Origin of the sequence: Neisseria sp. P0008.S010 (assembly GCF_051962715.1) — a bacterium.
In the GTDB taxonomy this organism is placed as follows: domain Bacteria; phylum Pseudomonadota; class Gammaproteobacteria; order Burkholderiales; family Neisseriaceae; genus Neisseria; species Neisseria elongata.
In genome coordinates, this window is sequence record NZ_JBQCVA010000471.1 from 1 (window position 1) to 226 (window position 226).

Sequence of the window (226 nt, forward strand, 5' to 3'; positions counted from 1 at the left end):
GTTTGCATTTTTTCTCCAAATTTAAAGTTCGCCTTTAAGCGGCTTAGTTAATCCATTGTCCACGGCAGATTGTGTTCTACACTGCGTGGGGGAGGGTGATTTACCGGTGGGATAAGCAACAATGTCAGGTGCGCATCCATTGCCTTTGCCTATATTGGTACCAACTATATTAGCAGTAAAAAGCCCTAAAATTTTTTTCAGCCCATTCTCAAAGGAGGATGAATAT

Annotated in this window: 1 protein-coding gene; it reads right to left on the reverse strand. The window is 41.6% G+C overall.

The window, feature by feature from the left end; all coding sequences use genetic code 11:
• Positions 1 to 21: 21 nt before the first annotated feature.
• Positions 22 to 226 (reverse strand): hypothetical protein (locus ACTHSL_RS14385; RefSeq protein WP_440381769.1); only part of this gene is annotated, 205 nt, incomplete at its 5' end.